Source organism: Streptomyces graminilatus (assembly GCF_001418565.1).
Classification (GTDB): domain Bacteria; phylum Actinomycetota; class Actinomycetes; order Streptomycetales; family Streptomycetaceae; genus Streptomyces; species Streptomyces graminilatus.
Map to the genome: position 1 here is coordinate 1 of NZ_LIQQ01000271.1, position 17,123 is coordinate 17,123.

Sequence of the window (17,123 nt, forward strand, 5' to 3'; positions counted from 1 at the left end):
TCCATGGACCACCCATTGCCGTCACCCCCGACCTCGCCCCCGGCCCCGTCAGGACAGGCGGCGCCGCCGGTCGCGGGTGACGCCAATGGGTGGTCCATGGACGAGCGGCTCTACAACCAGGTCTGGGGCATGTTCGAGGACCTGGCGCGGACCGTCGCCGCATACCGCAGCGCCGTGGACTTCGCCGAATCGCGCCTGGAGCGGGAGATCGACAAGGCCCTGGAGGATCCGCGCAACCGGGTCGGCGGCCGGGGTGACGACGCCAGGGAAGCGGCCCGCGCCAAGCAGGCCCAGCTCGTCGACCAGGCCCGCGCCGCCCTCGACCGTGACCTCGCCCAGCTCACCGCCGAGGCCGAGGTCGTCGAGCCCGCGCTGCCCCTGCCCTACGCCCGCTGGGACAACCCTGTCTGGCACGGCTACCGCGTACCCATGGAGATGCCCATGGCGCTGCGGCTGGGCGACCTGCGGCTGCCCGAGAGCGCCGGGCTGAGCATCCCGATGCTCGTCCGGCTGCCGCTGGAGCGCGGACTGTGGATCGACAGCGGCGGTGATTCTCGCGACGGCTCGCTCCTCGACTCCGACGAGCTGCGACGGCTGGCCATGGACACGGCGGTCACGCATGCCGCCCGGCTGCTCGCCGTCCATCCGGCGGGCGAATTCTCCGTGCACGTCATCGACCCCGCGGGCTCGGGCACCGCTGCCCTCGCGCCGCTGGTGCGGACCGGGGTGCTCGCGGGTCCGCCCGCCTCGGGGGCCGCCGGTGTCGCGGACGTCCTGGGGAGGCTGACCCAGCGCGTCGACCTCGTGCAGATGGCGGTGCGTGGCGGCGCGGCGGACTCATTGCCGCCCGACCTGGACACCGCTCAGCAACTGCTGATCGTGAATGACTTCCCGCACGGCTTCGACGACCGGGCGGTGACCCGGCTCCGGTATCTCGCGGACGAGGGGCCGGCCGTCGGCGTCCACCTGATGATGGTCGCCGACCGCGAGGACGCGGCCGCCTACGGGCCGTTGCTCGACCCGCTCTGGCGTTCACTTATGCGACTCACACCGGTACCCGACGATCATCTGGCCGACCCGTGGGTCGGCCATGCGTGGACGTACGAGCCGTCGGTCGTCCCGCCAGGCAGCCAGGTGCTCCAGCAGGTGCTCAGCCAGGTCGCGGCGGCCCGCCGCGCCTGGAACCGCTGACGCCCGCAATCGCTTTACCAAGCATCCGTAAAGCCTTCTGACCTGCGGACTTTGATTTTCTTTTACTAATCTCTTTACCTTTCCTTGGTGATTGGGTACTGTTTTCCCCACGGAGGGGAGTACTCCCTACCTGCTGCGGCGTACCCGTCAATACGGATCACTCCAGATCCCGGGGCGCCGGCCCGCAGGCGTCCGGGCGCGTGAAGGAGCCCGGCTGTCGCGGGTGGAAGAGACCTCCGGTAGCGACGACGCTGAAATTTGCCGTTACGTACTGCCGGAGGCGCGGTGAATGTTTCCCTGACCCTGTGGGTCCTGACCATCGTCGGTCTCGCCGCTCTGATCGCGGTGGACTTCTTCATCGGGCGCAAGCCCCACGACGTATCGATCAAGGAAGCCGGAATCTGGACGGTCGTCTGGATAGCGCTGGCCGGGCTCTTCGGTCTGGGGCTGCTCGTCTTCAGCGGCGGTGAGCCCGCCGGCGAGTTCTTCGCGGGCTTCATCACCGAGAAGTCGCTGAGCGTCGACAACCTCTTCGTCTTCGTCCTGATCATGGGCAAGTTCGCGGTGCCCTCGCAGTACCAGCAGCGAGTGCTCCTCGTCGGGGTCCTCATAGCGCTCGTCCTGCGGGCGATATTCATCGCCGCCGGCGCCGCGATCCTCGCCAGCTTCGCGTGGGTGTTCTACATCTTCGGCGCCTTCCTCATCTGGACCGCCTGGAAGCTCATCCAGGAGGCCCGCGCCGACGACGAGGACGAGGAGTTCGAGGAGAACAAGCTGCTCAAGGCCGTCGAGAAGCGGTTCGGTGTGGCCGACCGGTACCACGGCACCAAGCTGTGGATCGCGGAGAACGGCAAGCGCGTCATGACGCCGATGCTGGTCGTGATGCTCGCGATCGGTACCACGGACGTCCTGTTCGCCCTCGACTCGATCCCGGCGATCTTCGGCCTGACCCAGGACCCGTACATCGTCTTCACCGCCAACGCCTTCGCCCTGATGGGACTGCGTCAGCTGTACTTCCTCATCGGCGGTCTGCTGAGGAAGCTGGTCCACCTCAGCTACGGCTTGTCGGTCATCCTCGGCTTCATCGGCGTCAAGCTGGTGCTGCACGCGCTGCACGAGTCGGGCGTCCACGTACCGGAGATCTCCATACCGGTCTCCCTCGGTGTGATCTGCGGGGTCCTGGTGATCACCACGGTCACCAGCCTGATGGCCTCCAGGAAGCAGGAGGCGGCCGAGGCGGCGCGGAAGGAGAGCGAAGGCGCTCCGAAGGACACCATCGGCGCCTGACCACGTCGGACGTAGGAACAACCACCATGGGGAGCGGGGCGCGGCGAATTGCCGGGCACCGTTCCCGGTGCTTCGTTGGGTGGTGAGCGTCCCTTGCCAGGGGCGCCACGGCCGCATGGAGGCATCGTGGACGCAGCGACGAAGTTCGTGCAGATCATCGACATCGAGACCGACCGGATGGAGGAGATGCGGGCGCTGGTCCAGGAGGCCGACCAGCGCCTCGCCGGACGGGCCGGCGGGCCCGCACACCGCCTCGTCCTGGAGGACAGGAACCAGCCCGGCAGGTTCCTGGTGCTGATCGAGTTCGACTCGTACGACGAGGCCATGCGCAACAGCGCCGACCCCGAGACGAGCAGGATGGCGGAGCAGTTGGCGTCGCTGTGTACGAGGCCGCCCGCCTTCACCGACTGCGACGTACGGGAGATGACCGAGCTGAAGTAGCGACGGCGGAAGGACGCGCGGGCCCCGTGATGAGCGGGCGCCGGTCCCGCACGGCAGGGAGTGGCGCGGGGCGCGCGTGGTGCCGGTGACCGATGGCGTCGTGGGGTTCGACGTGGGGGGTCCGGGGCTGTCGAACCGGAGCGGGAGGCGGGTGCGAGGGCCCGTGGCCCGGGTCCTGCGCCCCGGGCCACGGGGAGCATGCGCCCGGATGTCCGGGGCACCGGATCGAAACCGGAGAAGATCGTGAGGGGCAGTGTGAAGGGTCGTCCAGTGGGTCGGCGTGAGAGGGCGTACGCGGACAGGTATGCACATGCGTGGTCCATACCTGTCTGCGAGGATCGCTGAATGATCGTCGGGCTGCGGTCGCTCGTGACGCGGTGGACGGCTGTCGTGCCGGTGGCCGCGGTCGTCCTGCTGGTGTTCACCTGGGGACGAGACCTTCCGGGCGCGGTCGTGGCGCTGGTGACACTGGTCCTCGCGGGAGCCGTGCTGGCCGCCGTGCACCACGCGGAGGTGATCGCCCACCGGGCCGGTGAACCCTTCGGCTCACTCGTGCTGGCCGTCGCCGTCACGATCATCGAGGTCGCCCTGATCGTCACTCTGATGGCGGACGGCGGGGACAAGAGCTCCACCCTGGCCAGGGACACCGTCTTCGCCGCCGTGATGATCACCTGCAACGGCATTGTCGGACTGAGTCTTCTCACCGCCTCGATCCGCCATGGGACAGCGGTCTTCAACCCGGAGGGCACCGGGGCCGCCCTCGCGACGGTCGCGACGCTGGCCACGCTCAGCCTGGTGCTGCCGACGTTCACGACGAGCAAGCCGGGCCCGGAGTTCTCCACCGCCCAGCTCACCTTCGCCGCGCTCGCCTCGCTGGTCCTGTACGGCCTGTTCGTGGCGACCCAGACCGTGCGGCACCGGGACTACTTCCTGCCGGTCACCCGGCAGGGCGAGGTCATCACCGCGGACGGTCACGCGGAGCTCCCGACCGCCCGCGAGGTCCGGATCAGCCTGGGGCTGCTGGGCCTTGCGCTGGTCGGCGTGGTGGGCCTGGCGAAAGGGGTGTCGCCCACCATCGAGTCCGGGGTGGAGGCGGCCGGCCTGCCGCATGCCGTCGTCGGTGTGGTCATCGCCCTGCTCGTGCTGCTTCCCGAGACCATCGCCGCGCTGCGCGCCGCGCGCCGCGACCGGGTGCAGACCAGCCTCAACCTCGCCCTCGGGTCCGCGATGGCCAGCATCGGCCTGACCATCCCCGCCGTGGCCCTGGCAACGGTCTGGCTCTCCGGGCCACTCGTCCTCGGCCTCGGTGCCACCCACATGGTGCTGCTCGTCCTGACCGTGGTGGTGGGTTCGCTGACGGTGGTGCCCGGGCGGGCCACGCCGCTCCAGGGAGGCGTACATCTGGTGCTGTTCGCCGCCTACCTGGAGCTGGCGGTCAACCCCTGACCACCGCCCCGCAGGTCACTCCGTGGCGGGTACGGCGGCGAGGCGGGGCACCGGCCGGGTCTCCGGCAGCAACGCGAAGCACCCCAGGCTGAACAGGGCGACCCCCGTCAGATAGGCGCCGACGGCCCACGGGACCCGGCCCCCGTGCTCGGCGAGCGCGGTCGCCACGATCGGCGTGAGCGCGCCGCCGAGAACCCCGCCGAGGTTGTAGCCGACCGCCGCGCCCGTGCACCGTACGCGGGGTTCGTACAGCTCCGGCAGATACGCGGCGATCACCGCGAACATCGTGACGAACGCGATCATCGCCACCAGGAAGCCGAGGAACATCAGCAGCGGTTCGCCGGTCGAGAGCAGCGCGACCATCGGGCACATCCACAGGGCGGAGGCGGCGCAGCCCGCGAGACACAGCGGGCGGCGGCCGTAGCGGTCCCCCAGGAGAGCCACCGCGGGTGTCAGGGCGCCCTTGATCACCACCGCCGCCATGATGCAGGCCAGCATGACGGTACGGCTGACACCGAGCCGCTCGGTCCCGTAGGCGAGGGACCAGGTCGTCACCGCGTAGAACACCGCGTACCCGACCGCGAGCGCGCCCGCCGTCAGCAGGACCAGTCGCCAGTGGTCGCGCACCACCTCGGCGAGCGGCACGCGCGCGTGGTCGTCGATCTCCAGGAAACTCGGGCTCTCGGCGAGCGACGAACGCAGCCACAGCCCCGCCACGGCGAGTACTCCGGCCGCCCAGAACGGCACCCGCCACCCCCACGAGGCGAACTGTGCCTCCGTCAGGGACGCCGACAGCGCGAGCATCACGCCGTTGGCGAGCAGGAAACCCACCGCGGGGCCGATCTGCGGGAAGCTCGACCACAGAGCACGCCGTTCGGCGGGCGCGTGCTCCGCGGTCAGCAGGACCGCCCCGCCCCATTCCCCGCCGAGCCCGAGCCCCTGCAGAAAGCGCAGCACCAGGAGCAGTACGGGAGCGGCCGTGCCGATCGACCCGTACGTCGGTACACAGCCGACCGCGACCGTCGACGCTCCGGTCAGCAGCAGGGAGGCGACGAGTACCGGCCGCCGCCCGCGCCGGTCCCCGAGGTGCCCGAACAGCACCGACCCCAGCGGCCGGGCGACGAACCCCACCCCGAACGTCCCGAAGGCGGCCAGCGTCCCGGCCACCGGGGAGAACGTCGGGAAGAACAGTGGCCCCAGTACCAGTGCGGCGGCGGTGCCGTAGACGAAGAAGTCGTAGAACTCGATGGCCGTCCCCGCGAGCGAGGCGGCGGCCAGCCGCACCATGGAAGGCGCCCTTACCCTGCGTACGTCGTGCATACAGGGTCAACTACCCACGGTGACCGCGCGTTACGGGAGCGCGCGGGGCCGATCGGGATCAGTACGTCACGGTGATGCGCCGGCCGGGGCCGTCCACCCGTATCGACCCACCACAGGGAGGTCGATGTGCGGATCGGTCTGTCCGAAGTCCACGTCGAAGACGGTCATCAGGCCGGGGGCGTACGGCCCGCCGCGTTGTCGGTGCACCGTGATAGACCGGGGCTGAACAGCGGTCCTCGACGGGCCGTCACCCCCGAACGGACCGGAGGAACCGTGCCCCGCACCCTCGCCAACGCCCCGATCATGATCCTGAACGGCCCCAACCTGAACCTCCTGGGCCAGCGCCAGCCGGAGATCTACGGCTCCGACACCCTCGCCGACGTCGAGGCCATGTGCGCCAAGGCGGCTGCCGCACACGGCGGCACGGTGGACTTCCGCCAGTCCAACCACGAGGGCGAACTGGTCGACTGGATCCACGAGGCACGCCTCACCCACGCCGGCATCGTCATCAACCCCGGCGCCTACTCGCACACCTCCGTCGCGATCCTGGACGCCCTCAACACCTGCGACGGCATGCCGGTGCTGGAGGTGCACATCTCCAACATCCACAAGCGGGAGACGTTCCGGCACCACTCGTACGTATCGCTGCGCGCCGACGGCGTCATCGCGGGGTGCGGTGTGCAGGGATATGTGTTCGGGGTGGAGCGGGTCGCCGCGCTGGTCGAGGCGGCGACCTCGGAGGGGTGACCTCGGAGGGGTGACCTACAGCCGCCCCGCCTCCACGATCCGCCGCAGGAACTGCCGGGTGCGCTCCTGCTGAGGATCGCCGAACACCTGCTCGGCCGTGCCGCGTTCCAGGACCACGCCGCCCTCCAGGAAGCAGACCTGGTCCGCGACATCGCGGGCGAAGCCCATCTCATGGGTGGCCAGGACCATCGTCATGCCGTCGCCCTTGAGATCCCGGACGACGGCGAGCACCTCGCCCACCAGTTCCGGGTCGAGGGCCGCGGTGATCTCGTCGAGGAGCAGCAGCCGGGGGCGTACGGCGAGGGCGCGGACGATCGCCGCCCGCTGCTGCTGGCCGCCGCTCAGCCGGTCCGGGTACTCGCCCGCCTTCGCGCCGAGCCCGAGCCGCTCCAGCAGCTCACGGCCGTACCGCTCCGCCTCCGCGCGGTCCACGCCGTGCACCCGGCGCGGGGCCAGGGTGATGTTCTCCAGGACGGTCATGTGCGGGAACAGGTTGTACGCCTGGAAGACCACGCCGATCCGGCGGCGCACGGCGTCCTGGTCGGTCCGCGGGTCGGTGATCTCCTCGCCGTCCAGCCAGATCGCGCCGTCGTCGACGTCCTCCAGCAGGTTCGCGCACCGCAGCAGCGTCGACTTGCCGGAGCCGGACGCGCCGATCAGCGCGGTCACCGTGTGCGGGGCGACCTCCAGATCGACGTCCCGCAGGACGACCGTGTCACCGAACGTCTTGCGCACGGCCTCCATGCGCAGCACGGGGGAGGAGCCCTCGGGGATGTCGATCACAGTGTTCCTCCCTGCGCCCGCTGCCGGTCCATCCGGGCCGTCACCCAGTCGGTGAAGCGGGTCATCGGGATGGTCAGCGCGACGAAGACCAGTCCCGCCACGATGTACGGCGTGTAGTTGAGGCTGCGGCCCACGATGATGTCGGCCGCGCGTACGGCGTCGATCGCGCCGCCGATCGACACGAGCCCGGTGTCCTTCTGGAGCGACACCAGGTCGTTCAGCAGCGGCGGCACCTGACGCCGTACGGCCTGGGGCAGGACGACGTACCGCAGCGCCTGCCGGTTGGTCAGCCCGAGCGCGCGCGCCGCCGCCCGCTGCGACGGGTGCACGGACTCGATGCCGGCCCGGAACACCTCGGCGACATACGCCGAGTACGTCAGCGTCAGCGCCGTACCGCCGAGGAGCACCGGGTCCACGGTGATGCCCTGGAGCCGCAGCGCCGGGACCCCCAGGACGACGATCATCAGGTTGATGATCAGCGGCAGGCCGCGGAAGAAGTCCGTGTACGCGGCGGCCAGCGCGCGCAGCGGGAAGAACACCGGGCCGCGCAGCGTGCGCGCGATCGCGATCAGCATGCCCAGGACGAGTACCGCGACACCGCAGATCAGCAGCAGCCGTACGTTCAGCCACAGCCCTTCGAGGACCTTGGGGAACGCCTCGCGCGCGTACCGCCCGTTGAAGAACGTCTCCTTGGTGCGCGGCCAGCCCGGCGCGTTGACGACGACCAGATAGAGCACGACGCCGGTGACGAGGGTGGACAGCGCGGCGATCGACGTGGCGCGGCGCGCGCGGGTGCGCTTGTAGCGCTCACGGTCGATCCGCCGCTGCGAGGGCACGTAGCCGTCGCCCCGGTCCTGCATGGCGCCCGGGTCCTCCTGCCCGGACTCCTCCTTCACTGCGGTCACTTGAGCACCGGAGCGGCGACGGCGTCCGACAGCCACTGCTTCTCGATCGAGGCGAGCGTGCCGTCCTTGCGCAGGGCGTCCACCGCGGTCGTCACGCACGGGGTGAGCGCGCTGCCCTTGTCGAGCACCAGCCCGAACTGCTCAGGCGTACCGCCCTGGTTCTCGAACTGTCCGACGATCTTCGCGTCGGTCACCTCGGCGGCGGTGATGTAGAAGGCGGTCGGCAGATCGACGACGATGGCGTCGACCTGGCCGTTCTGCAGCGCCGACTTGGCCTGGTCGTTCTTGGCGTACGCGGCGGGCTCCTGGGTCGGCTTCACCACGTCGTCGATGTAGTCGAGGCTCGTCGTGCCGACCTGGGCGCCCAGCTTGAGGCCCTTGAGGTCCGCGATGCTCGTCGCCTTCGCGGCCTTGGAGTTCTTCAGCGCGATGACGGCCTGGCGCACGTCGTAGTAGCCGGACGAGAAGTCCACGGCCTTCTTGCGCTCGGCGCTGATCGACACCTGGTTGATGTCGAAGTCGAAGGTCTTCTCCCCGGGCGCGAACGCCTTGTTGAAGGGCACGCTCTGCCACACGACGTTCGCCTTGTCGTAGCCGAGCCGCTGCGCCACGGCGTACGCGACCGCCGACTCGAAGCCCTTGCCGCTGGCGGGCTTGCCGTCCTTGAACCAGGGCTCGTACGCGGGCTCGTCGGTGGCGATCGTCAGCTTGCCCGCGGTCTGGGTGGCCAGCTTGCCCTTGGCGCAGGTGGCCGCTCCGGCCGTCCCGGCGGGTTTGGCGGCGCTCTTCTCCGGCTGCGGGGCGCAGCCGACAGCGGTGGCGAGCAGGGCGACAACGGCGGCGGAGACTACGCGGCGGAGCGTATTCGGGGCAAGGTACATGGCGGGAGAGTGGCAGCGGAGCATGCCATTTGTCCAGGTCACAGGCGGAATTGTCCGCATCGTGGGAACGTGTGTTGCGTCCCTGTGAACGCCGGGGCCGCCGACCGAGGGCGGGGATCGACAGGTCGGCGGCCCGTGCCGCTCAGGAGCCGTCATCCTGAGCGGGGCTGCTTTCAGTGGACTACGCCGGGGCGCACGCCGGGAGCGCGCGTACGCCATCGGCGTGTGCGTTCGTTTCACACGGGGCGCGCGTCACCAACTGCACGCCCCCCATTCGAAGTTCACCGCCGTACGGGCGCGGTCCCCGTCGGCCGGTTCACCAGCCCCGTGCGTGCCACTCCGGCAGGTGGGGCCGCTCCGCGCCCAGGGTGGTGTCGTCGCCGTGTCCGGGATAGACCCAGCTCTCGTCCGGGAGCGGGGCGAAGATCTTCGTCTCCACGTCGTGGATCAGGCTGGCGAAGGCCTCCGGGTCCTTGCGTGTGTTGCCCACGCCGCCGGGGAAGAGGCAGTCCCCGGTGAACACGTGCGGATGCCCGTGCGGGTCGTCGTAGACGAGCGCGATCGAGCCCGGCGTGTGCCCGACCAGGTGGCGCGCGGTGAGTTCCACGCGCCCCACGCGGATCGTGTCCCCGTCGTCGACCGCCACATCCGTCGGTACGGGGATGCCGTCGGCGTCCTCCCGGCCCGCGTACGTACGGGCACCGGTGGCCTCCACGACCTCCGCGAGCGCCTGCCAGTGGTCGCCGTGCTGATGTGTCGTGACGACCGACGCGATGCCGTCGTCACCGATCAGTGTGATCAACGTATGCGCGTCGTTCGCCGCGTCGATCAGCAACTGCTCGTCCGTGGCCCGGCACCGCAGCAGATAGGCGTTGTTGTTCATCGGGCCCACCGCGACCTTGGTGATCATCAGGTCCGGCAACTCGTGCACATCGGCAGGGCCGCCGACCTTCACCGCTCCGCTGTACGTCATGGCGCCCAGCCTATAGCGGCGCGGCCGGCCTCAGAGAGGGGGCAGCGCGGGCAGGTCCCCGCCCGACACCTCGAGTCCCGCTCCGTCGCGACGGCCGCAGAGCCACCCCAGCAGCGCGGGCGCCGGCCCGGTGACCGTGACCGTCGCCCCGGGGCCGCCCGCCCCGCTTCCCGTGCTCCACGCGCGCGTGCCGTCCGTGACCGTGGTGGGCGGCACCTCGGGGCGGCCGGTGAACCGGTCGGCCAGGAATGTGGTCATCCGCTCCGTGAACTCCGCCGGGAGATCTTCGAGTTCGTACCCGATCCCCAGGTCCACGTGGTGCAGTTCGACCTCGGTCCAGCGCCGGAACGGCACCAGGGAGGCGGTGTCGGTGACGCCGTTGCGCAGTTCCACCGTGCGAGACCAGTCCGCGGGCGCGGCCGCCGTCTCCTGGAAGCGGGCCGCGCTCTCCCGGACGTCCGTGAGGTGCACGTCGAGGGGGCGCGGGGCGTCCCGGTCGATGTCGGCGTCCCGGGCCTCCCCGGAGACGTACATGGGACGTCCTTCGAAGACGTTCACCAGGGCGTCGGCGTTGCGGGCCAGGTGAGCGAGGACGTGGCCGCGGGTCCAGCCGGGCAGCCGTGACGGCTCGGCCACCGAATCGTTGTTCAATTTCGCGGCTGCGGTGAGCAGCCGTTCCGTCGCTTCGCGTACAGATGCCAGGTCGCGCACATGATCCGCCATGGAGCCGACGATAGCCCCGCCACACGTTCGGGTGAAGCAGACAGGACAGACCCGCAAATCGAATGTGCGTGCTATATGGTCGAGTGCGGCGTCGGGCATGCTGGATGGCCGGGGATTGTTACCACCCCAGGAATCCGACCGGCGTTGTCAGTGGCTCCCCCTAGTCTGAGAAAGCCCGGGGGCCCCGCCCCTGCTCACTTCCCAAGAAAGGTGCGGACCGGCGTGGCCGACCGTCTCATCGTCCGTGGCGCGCGAGAGCACAACCTCAAGAACGTCTCGCTCGACCTCCCGCGCGACTCGCTCATCGTCTTCACGGGCCTGTCCGGGTCGGGCAAGTCCTCCCTGGCCTTCGACACGATCTTCGCCGAGGGCCAGCGCCGCTACGTCGAGTCGCTCTCGTCGTACGCCCGCCAGTTCCTCGGCCAGATGGACAAGCCGGACGTCGACTTCATCGAGGGCCTCTCACCGGCCGTCTCGATCGACCAGAAGTCGACCTCCCGCAACCCGCGCTCGACGGTCGGCACCATCACCGAGGTGTACGACTATCTGCGTCTGCTCTTCGCGCGCATCGGCAAGCCGCACTGCCCCGAGTGCTCGCGCCCCATCTCGCGCCAGTCGCCGCAGGCCATCGTCGACAAGGTCCTGGAGCTGCCGGAGGGGAGCCGCTTCCAGGTGCTGTCGCCGCTGGTGCGTGAACGCAAGGGCGAGTTCGTCGACCTCTTCGCGGACCTCCAGACCAAGGGCTACTCCCGCGCGCGGGTGGACGGCGAGACGATCCAGCTCTCCGACCCGCCCGCGCTGAAGAAGCAGGAGAAGCACACCATCGAGGTGGTCATCGACCGCCTCACGGTCAAGGAGGGCGCCAAGCGCCGCCTCACCGACTCCGTGGAGACCGCCCTCGGTCTCGCCGGCGGCATGGTCGTGCTCGACTTCGTCGACCTCCCCGAGGACGACCCCGAGCGCGAGCGCATGTACTCGGAGCACCTGTACTGCCCGTACGACGACCTGTCCTTCGAGGAGCTGGAGCCCCGCTCCTTCTCCTTCAACTCGCCCTTCGGCGCCTGCCCCGACTGCTCGGGCATCGGCACGCGCATGGAGGTCGACCCCGAGCTGATCGTCCCGGACGAGGACAAGTCCCTCGACGAGGGAGCCATCCACCCCTGGTCGCACGGCCACACGAAGGACTACTTCAGCCGCCTCATCAACGCGCTCGGGGACGCGCTGGGATTCCGTACGGACATCCCCTTCGCGGGACTCCCACTGCGTGCCAGGAAGGCGCTCCTGCACGGGCACAAGACCCAGATCGAGGTGCGCTACCGCAACCGGTACGGCAGGGAGCGCGTGTACACCACGCCCTTCGAGGGCGCCGTCCCGTTCGTGAAGCGGCGGCACAGCGAGTCCGAGAGCGACGCCAGCCGGGAGCGCTTCGAGGGCTACATGCGCGAAGTGCCCTGCCCCACCTGCCAGGGCACCCGCCTCAAGCCGATCGTCCTCGCGGTCACGGTCATGGAGAAGTCCATCGCCGAGGTCGCCGCGATGTCTATCAGCGACTGCGCGGAGTTCCTGGCCAAGCTCAGGCTCGACGCCCGTGACAAGAAGATCGCCGAGCGAGTGCTCAAGGAGGTCAACGAGCGGCTGAAGTTCCTGGTCGACGTCGGCCTCGACTATCTCTCGCTGAACCGCGCGGCCGGCACGCTCTCCGGCGGTGAGGCCCAGCGCATCCGCCTCGCGACCCAGATCGGCTCCGGACTCGTCGGCGTCCTCTACGTCCTCGACGAACCCTCCATCGGCCTCCACCAGCGCGACAACCACCGGCTGATCGAGACCCTGGTCCGGCTGCGGGACATGGGCAACACGCTCATCGTCGTCGAGCACGACGAGGACACCATCAAGGTCGCCGACTGGATCGTCGACATCGGCCCCGGCGCGGGCGAGCACGGCGGCAAGGTCGTGCACAGCGGCTCCCTGAAGGAACTGCTCGCCAACGACGAGTCGCTGACCGGGCAGTACCTGTCCGGCAGGAAGGCCATCCCGCTGCCCGACATCCGGCGCCCGCAGGACCCCTCCCGCCGGCTCACCGTGCACGGCGCCCGCGAGAACAACCTGCAAGACATCGACGTGTCGTTCCCGCTGGGCGTCCTCACGGCCGTCACCGGGGTGTCCGGATCCGGCAAGTCGACGCTGGTCAACGACATCCTGTACACCCACCTCGCCCGCGAACTGAACGGCGCCCGCAGCGTCCCGGGCCGCCACACGCGTGTGGACGGCGACGACCTCGTCGACAAGGTCGTCCACGTCGACCAGTCGCCCATCGGCCGCACCCCGCGGTCCAACCCGGCGACGTACACCGGTGTCTTCGACCACGTCCGCCGGCTGTTCGCGGAGACCGTCGAGGCGAAGGTGCGGGGCTATCTGCCCGGCCGCTTCTCCTTCAACGTCAAGGGCGGACGCTGCGAGAACTGCGCGGGCGACGGCACCATCAAGATCGAGATGAACTTCCTCCCGGACGTGTACGTCCCGTGCGAGGTCTGCCACGGTGCCCGGTACAACCGGGAGACCCTGGAGGTCCACTACAAGGGCAAGTCCATCGCCGACATCCTGAACATGCCGATCGAGGAAGCCTGCCACTTCTTCGAGGCCGTCCCGGCGATCGCCCGCCACCTCAACACCCTGCACGACGTCGGCCTCGGCTACGTCAGGCTCGGCCAGTCCGCCACCACCCTGTCCGGCGGCGAGGCCCAGCGGGTGAAGCTCGCCAGCGAACTCCAGAAGCGCTCCACCGGCCGCACGGTGTACGTCCTGGACGAGCCGACCACCGGTCTGCACTTCGAGGACATCAGCAAGCTCCTCAAGGTCCTCTCCGGCCTGGTCGACAAGGGCAACACCGTCATCGTCATCGAGCACAACCTCGACGTCATCAAGACCGCCGACTGGGTCGTCGACATGGGCCCCGAAGGGGGCGCCGGCGGCGGTCTCGTGGTCGCCGAGGGCACGCCCGAGGAGATCGCCGGGGTCGCCACGAGCCACACCGGCAAATTCCTGCGCGAGATCCTGGGCGCCGAACGGGTCAGCGACGCCACCTCGGTGAAGGCCCCGCGCAAGACGGCCGCCAAGAAGACGGCGGCGGCGACCAGGTCGACGGCGACGAAGACGGCCGCGGCCACGAAGAAGGCCGCTCCGGCGAAGAAGACGACGACCCGGGCCCGCAAGGCCTGAGTCATCGACGAGCTCGAACGCCGAGGCGAGCACGGCAGACACGGCGGCTCGCGGGATCTCCCCGCGGGCCGCCGTGCGTCTACCGACCCCAAGTACCCAGGAGCTCGGAGAACCGCCTCTACAGTGCGCCCAGCACATCCAGTTCGGCCGCGTACGGCGGTTCCGCCCCCGCCCTTGAGCAGGTGACCGCCGCCGCGCGGGCCGCGAGGCGGAGCAGGCCGGTCCAGTCCTCGGGGCCCAGGGCGGCCAGTGCCGCCCGGGACAGCGCGTCCCGGGCGGACAGGCCGTGCAGCAGCGCCGCGTTCACGGTGTCGCCCGCGCCTATCGTGTCCACCACGTCGACCCGCTCACCGGGCACGGAGTGTTCGGCGCCGTCGCGGGTGAAGACGGTCAGTCCGTCGCCGCCCCGGGTGACCACGACGGCCGACGGACCGGCGGCCAGCCATTCGCGCGGAGTCCCGCCGAGCCACTTCGCGTCCTCCTCCGACAGCTTGAGCAGCGACACCGACGGCAGCCAGCCCGTGAAACGGACCCGGTAGGCGTCCGCGTCGGGAATCAGTCCCGCCCTGATGTTCGGATCGAGCGCGGTGAACACACCCTGTGCGGCAGCCCTCCGCAGCAGCTCCTCGTACGCGCTCGCGCCCGGCTCCAGGACCAGCGAGCAGGTGCCGAAGGACACCGCCCGGACCGTGTCGGGAAGCCGGGCGGGTGCCGTGAACAGCCGGTCCGCGGTGCCCTCGACATGGAAGGAGTAGGCGGCGGAGCCGTCCGCCCCGATCGAGGCGACCGCGAGCGTCGTCGGCTCGCCGCCGCGCTGTACGGACGACACGTCGACCCCTGCCGCGCGCAGCCCGTCGAGCAGCGCCTCGCCGAAGGCGTCGGCGGAGACGCGGGAACAGAACGAGGTGGGGGAGCCGAGGCGGGCGAGGGCCACCGCCGTGTTGTAGGGCCCGCCGCCCAGCGCCGGCCGCAGATCCGCGAGGGCGCCCGCCGTACGCGGTACCAGGTCGATGAGTGCCTCACCGGCGACGACGATCATGGGAGGGGTCCTTCCTCGGCCTGGCGGGAGATCTCGGGGTGTTCCCCGGCCGCGCATCCGCACGACTCGCGATGAACGAACGCGCACGGGAGCCGTACGGTCCGGGTCGGGCGGCCCGGGTCGGCCAGACGGTCCAGGAGCAGCCGTACGGCCTGGGCGCCGATCTCCTTGCCGGGCTGGGCGATCGCGGTGAGCCGGGGGGAGAACAGGTCGGCCCAGGCGAAGTCGTCGAAGCAGCACAGCGCCAGGTCGTCCGGCACGGTGAGGCCCCGCTCGCGCAGGGCACGCAGGGTGCCGATGGTCATCGCGTCGTTGGCGGTGACGAGGGCGGTCGGCGGCGCCGCGAGGGAGAGCAGGGCGGCGGTGGCCCGCTCGGCGCCCGCCGACTCGGAGTCGCCGTGAACCACCAGGCGCTCGTCGTGGGGCAGCCCGGCGGACGCGAGGCCGAGGCGGTAGCCGGTCAGCCGTTCCGCCGTCGTGCTGAGGCCGGGGCGGCCCGCGACCAGGCCGATCCGTCTGTGGCCGAGTGCGGTGAGGTGAGCCATCAGCAGGGCCATCGGCTCGGCGTTCTCGGCGCACACCTGGTCGAAGAGCGGGGTGCCGTCGGAAGGAGTGCCGAGCAGGCGGTCCAGGAACACCGTCGGCACGTCGTGCCGGGTCAGATAGGCGACCAGGGCGCCGGGATCAGCCGAGGGCGCGACGATCATGCCGTCCACACGTCGTTCGTGCAGCAGTTGGACGACCTTGCGCTCGTGCCCGGGGTCGTCGTGCGGGTCGGCGATCAGGAGGCTGTAGCCGTGCTCCAGCGCACCGGCCTCGACGCCCTGGAGGATCTCCGTGAAGTAGGGGTTGCCGATCGCCGACACCGCGAGCCCGATGGACCGCGTCCGCGCGGTGACCAGGGAACGGGCCAGCGTGTTCGGGGTGTAGCCCAGCACCTCGATGGCGTCCAGGACGGCCTGCCGGGTCGCGGGGCGCACCACACGGGTCTCGTTCAGTACGTGGGAGACGGTCGCCACGGACACACCGGCATGCCGCGCCACGTCGGCCATCGTCGCCATGGAGCCCCGCCTTCCCGTCCCGATCGGGCTTCGACGGCGGCAATGTAGCGCATGTCCCGGGCGCCCGTAAGCGCTTGCGCAATCGTTTGCGTAAACGTTTACGTATCCGACCGCGCGAGCGCCCCCGCCGCCGCTCGCGTCACTCCCAGTCCCAGCCGATGCCCAGGATCCCCGGCCGCACCCTCGGTTCGACGAGGTGGACCGAGCGATGGCGGGCGCTCACCGGCAGGTCCTGGCGGCCCCCGCGGGGCGCCGCGGCCGAGTGCTGGGCGAACCGGTGACAGCGCACCGGCAGGGACCCGCCGTCGAAGCGGACCTGGAGCGCGTACTGCCCGCCCGCGACACCGAACCCGCGCACGTACTCACGGGACACGCCCGCCGTGCCGTCCTCCACGGCGTAGCGGAAGAGGAACGTGTCGCCCGCGCACAGCCGTGTGTCGAAGAGGAGTTCGGCGACGAGTACCCCGGTGCCGTGATGTCGGCGTATCCGCCCCGTGCGGCAGTTCTCCAGGGCGTGGACCGACATGCGGTCCGGCGCGCAGCCGGGGTCGCCGTGGTGCACGGCGACGAACCGGTCGGTGCCGTCCTGGTGGGCCCGCACGATGTGGTGGGCCTCACGGGTGAGCAGTTCACGGTGCGTGCCGATGTGTATCCGTTCGTGCAGGCCGAGGGTGTGCAGGCCGCCGTCGAGCGGTGCCTCCAGCTCCGTCAGCAGGTGTTCCAGGGCGCCGGTGGCCTCGACGAGGGAGCGGTACGACCGCCCGGCGGGGCGCTGCGGGCCGGTGCGTTCGGCGTCGTGCGAGAGCAGCCGGATCAACGCCTCGTCCGGTAGCTGGAGGATCTCCTCCAGGGCCCTTACGGCCCGCAGGGACTCGGGGCGCTGCGGGCGGCGGGCGCCCTGCTGCCAGTAACTCAGGCTGGTGACGCCGACCTTGACCCCGTACCGCCACAGATGGTGCTGGACACGTTGCAGCGGCAGCCCGCGCGCGGTGATCGCGGCCCGCAGGGCCACATGGAAGGGGCCGTTGCGCAGGACCGTCTCCAGTTCCGCGGTGGCGTCCTCCGCGACGGCATCGTCCGCGTGCGGTGTGCCTCGGCGCATGCAGGGGC

The 17,123-nt window shown here is 70.4% G+C and carries 14 protein-coding genes and 1 pseudogene; 6 read left to right on the forward strand and 9 right to left on the reverse strand.

What is annotated here, in order from left to right; translation table 11 throughout:
- The 4 genes and pseudogenes from AOK08_RS22685 to AOK08_RS22700 form a co-directional block, all read left to right on the forward strand.
- A pseudogene (locus tag AOK08_RS22685) lies at positions 1-1,191 on the forward strand (TerD family protein); the annotation flags it as partial.
- Positions 1,192-1,476: 285 nt separating this feature from the next.
- Entirely contained in the window at positions 1,477-2,478 is a 1,002-nt protein-coding gene (locus tag AOK08_RS22690) for a TerC family protein (RefSeq protein ID WP_107101016.1), read from the forward strand.
- Between the two features lie 126 nt (positions 2,479-2,604).
- The gene (locus AOK08_RS22695; RefSeq protein ID WP_079054206.1) at positions 2,605-2,919 is read left to right on the forward strand and encodes a DUF1330 domain-containing protein; all 315 of its coding nucleotides are present in this window, start codon (positions 2,605-2,607) and stop codon (positions 2,917-2,919) included.
- A gap of 345 nt (positions 2,920-3,264) precedes the next feature.
- On the forward strand, positions 3,265-4,365 hold the full coding sequence (locus AOK08_RS22700) for a calcium:cation antiporter (protein ID WP_055529197.1): 1,101 nt from the start codon (positions 3,265-3,267) through the stop codon (positions 4,363-4,365).
- A gap of 15 nt (positions 4,366-4,380) precedes the next feature.
- Here the strand turns inward: AOK08_RS22700 and AOK08_RS22705 are convergent, their stop codons facing one another.
- Entirely contained in the window at positions 4,381-5,652 is a 1,272-nt protein-coding gene (locus tag AOK08_RS22705; protein WP_055529199.1) for an MFS transporter, read from the reverse strand.
- 306 nt (positions 5,653-5,958) lie between these two features.
- Between AOK08_RS22705 and aroQ the strand changes: the two genes are divergently transcribed.
- Complete coding sequence (gene aroQ, locus AOK08_RS22710; protein ID WP_055529201.1) at positions 5,959-6,432, forward strand: type II 3-dehydroquinate dehydratase; 474 nt, start codon at positions 5,959-5,961, stop codon at positions 6,430-6,432.
- 15 nt (positions 6,433-6,447) lie between these two features.
- Here the strand turns inward: aroQ and AOK08_RS22715 are convergent, their stop codons facing one another.
- From AOK08_RS22715 to AOK08_RS22735, 5 genes are all read right to left on the reverse strand, one after another.
- Positions 6,448-7,176 (reverse strand): amino acid ABC transporter ATP-binding protein, encoded by a 729-nt coding sequence (locus AOK08_RS22715; RefSeq protein WP_198539347.1) that lies wholly within the window; start codon positions 7,174-7,176, stop codon positions 6,448-6,450.
- Positions 7,177-7,211: 35 nt separating this feature from the next.
- A complete protein-coding gene (locus AOK08_RS22720) occupies positions 7,212-8,120 on the reverse strand; it encodes an amino acid ABC transporter permease (RefSeq protein ID WP_055529204.1) in 909 nt (302 codons plus the stop codon).
- The gene (locus AOK08_RS22725) at positions 8,117-9,001 is read right to left on the reverse strand and encodes an ABC transporter substrate-binding protein (RefSeq protein ID WP_055529206.1); all 885 of its coding nucleotides are present in this window, start codon (positions 8,999-9,001) and stop codon (positions 8,117-8,119) included. The genes AOK08_RS22720 and AOK08_RS22725 overlap by 4 nt, the downstream gene beginning before the upstream one ends.
- A 316-nt stretch (positions 9,002-9,317) precedes the next feature.
- The gene (locus tag AOK08_RS22730; RefSeq protein WP_055529208.1) at positions 9,318-9,974 is read right to left on the reverse strand and encodes an MBL fold metallo-hydrolase; all 657 of its coding nucleotides are present in this window, start codon (positions 9,972-9,974) and stop codon (positions 9,318-9,320) included.
- 30 nt (positions 9,975-10,004) lie between these two features.
- Positions 10,005-10,697 carry a maleylpyruvate isomerase family mycothiol-dependent enzyme gene (locus tag AOK08_RS22735; protein WP_055529210.1) on the reverse strand — a complete coding sequence of 231 codons (693 nt, stop codon included), beginning with the start codon at positions 10,695-10,697 and terminating at the stop codon, positions 10,005-10,007.
- A gap of 222 nt (positions 10,698-10,919) precedes the next feature.
- Between AOK08_RS22735 and uvrA the strand changes: the two genes are divergently transcribed.
- Positions 10,920-13,913 (forward strand): excinuclease ABC subunit UvrA, encoded by a 2,994-nt coding sequence (gene uvrA, locus AOK08_RS22740; protein WP_055529212.1) that lies wholly within the window; start codon positions 10,920-10,922, stop codon positions 13,911-13,913.
- Between the two features lie 118 nt (positions 13,914-14,031).
- Here uvrA and AOK08_RS22745 read toward each other — a convergent pair whose 3' ends face one another.
- The 3 genes from AOK08_RS22745 to AOK08_RS22755 form a co-directional block, all read right to left on the reverse strand.
- On the reverse strand, positions 14,032-14,952 hold the full coding sequence (locus tag AOK08_RS22745; protein ID WP_055529214.1) for a carbohydrate kinase family protein: 921 nt from the start codon (positions 14,950-14,952) through the stop codon (positions 14,032-14,034).
- Positions 14,949-16,013: a LacI family DNA-binding transcriptional regulator gene (locus AOK08_RS22750; RefSeq protein WP_055529216.1), complete on the reverse strand. Its 1,065-nt coding sequence runs from the start codon at positions 16,011-16,013 to the stop codon at positions 14,949-14,951. Before AOK08_RS22750 ends, AOK08_RS22745 begins: the two co-directional genes overlap by 4 nt.
- 139 nt (positions 16,014-16,152) lie before the next feature.
- Positions 16,153-17,115, reverse strand: a complete 963-nt coding sequence (locus AOK08_RS22755; RefSeq protein ID WP_055529217.1) for a hypothetical protein — start codon at positions 17,113-17,115, stop codon at positions 16,153-16,155.
- Positions 17,116-17,123: the final 8 nt, after the last annotated feature.

Excerpts from the sequence above, each read along its gene's own strand:
- AOK08_RS22735 (WP_055529210.1), bottom strand. The coding sequence starts at position 10,697 with ATGGCGGATCATGTGCGCGACCTGGCATCTGTACGCGAAGCGACGGAA.
- AOK08_RS22730 (WP_055529208.1), bottom strand. The coding sequence starts at position 9,974 with ATGACGTACAGCGGAGCGGTGAAGGTCGGCGGCCCTGCCGATGTGCAC.
- AOK08_RS22700 (WP_055529197.1), top strand. The coding sequence starts at position 3,265 with ATGATCGTCGGGCTGCGGTCGCTCGTGACGCGGTGGACGGCTGTCGTG.
- AOK08_RS22705 (WP_055529199.1), bottom strand. The coding sequence starts at position 5,652 with ATGGTGCGGCTGGCCGCCGCCTCGCTCGCGGGGACGGCCATCGAGTTC.
- AOK08_RS22755 (WP_055529217.1), bottom strand. The coding sequence starts at position 17,115 with ATGCGCCGAGGCACACCGCACGCGGACGATGCCGTCGCGGAGGACGCC.
- AOK08_RS22750 (WP_055529216.1), bottom strand. The coding sequence starts at position 16,013 with ATGGCGACGATGGCCGACGTGGCGCGGCATGCCGGTGTGTCCGTGGCG.
- AOK08_RS22725 (WP_055529206.1), bottom strand. The coding sequence starts at position 9,001 with ATGTACCTTGCCCCGAATACGCTCCGCCGCGTAGTCTCCGCCGCCGTT.
- AOK08_RS22715 (WP_198539347.1), bottom strand. The coding sequence starts at position 7,176 with ATGGAGGCCGTGCGCAAGACGTTCGGTGACACGGTCGTCCTGCGGGAC.
- AOK08_RS22745 (WP_055529214.1), bottom strand. The coding sequence starts at position 14,952 with ATGATCGTCGTCGCCGGTGAGGCACTCATCGACCTGGTACCGCGTACG.